This is a genomic window from Sinosporangium siamense (genome assembly GCF_016863435.1).
Taxonomy (GTDB): domain Bacteria; phylum Actinomycetota; class Actinomycetes; order Streptosporangiales; family Streptosporangiaceae; genus Sinosporangium; species Sinosporangium siamense.
The window spans coordinates 1-918 of record NZ_BOOW01000077.1 but is presented as its reverse complement, the minus strand read 5'-3'; the positions used below and the strand labels follow the sequence as shown (position 1 = coordinate 918).

Genomic DNA, 918 nt, shown 5'->3' with positions numbered 1-918 from the left:
AGCGACCACCCCCCAGTGATCGCTGAAGCCCCGTGGGTCAACCCGCTGGTAGTCGGTGATCGAGGGGACCAGCGCAGCGGTCACGTGGATCTGATCCACCCGAACAAGCCCATGCACCCCCGTATGCGCCCGCAACGAAGGATCAGCCCATGAATCCGCCAGATGGGCCGCCACGTCCGTCATCCCGCCGGTACGGAACGTCTGGCCGACAATCGTGTTGGCGCGCCACGGCTCGTCATCGCTTTCGCGGGGAAGGCACCGCGACGACCGGTTGTAAGGCTTGACCCGCTCCCAGTCCGGCTCGTCATCCCCGACAGGACAATGGTTCATGTCCCCGCCGAGGATGCCCAGCCCGTTGGGCACATGCGCGCGGGCGATCACCACCTGCGCCTCCTGAGCGGCCTGAGCAGCGCTGTAACACGTCAGATGCGTACTCACCACCGACAGAGGCACCGGCAGGCCCACGTCGATCCGCAGCGCGGCATAGCCCGAGGTCAGGGTGTGCAGGTTGTGTTCCATCCCCAGCCAGCGCCACCCCGGGCGCGGACGCCAGCCCACCACCGTGTGGTTCCCGGTACGCGACCGCGCGACGAGCAGGCGCATACCGAGGTCACTCTCAGCAGCGGCCCACTGGGCCATGTTCCCCTCGGCCCATCTCCGGCACTCCTGCAAGAGCAGGAAATCGGGGGCCACAGCGCGGATCACCCCCGCCAGCCCCGACCACCGGCCGTCCAAATGCGCGCCGTGCTTGACGTTCTGTGACATGACCGTAATGACCACGAACCACTCCATACGACTAAGAAGGTCAAAGACGGCCCCCTGACGGCCGGGTAATCGCGACCGGCCGTCAGGGGGTAAGCAGCCCGCCAAGAACCCCGGCTCATGACGGGCGCTATGGGAAGCAGCGGATACACCGGA

At 66.8% G+C, this 918-nt stretch carries 1 protein-coding gene; it reads right to left on the bottom strand.

The genetic code is table 11. The features are described from left to right. Nucleotides 1-780: endonuclease/exonuclease/phosphatase family protein (locus Ssi02_RS38435; RefSeq protein WP_204034448.1), on the bottom strand; the 780-nt coding region annotated here is incomplete at its 3' end. Nucleotides 781-918: the final 138 nt, after the last annotated feature.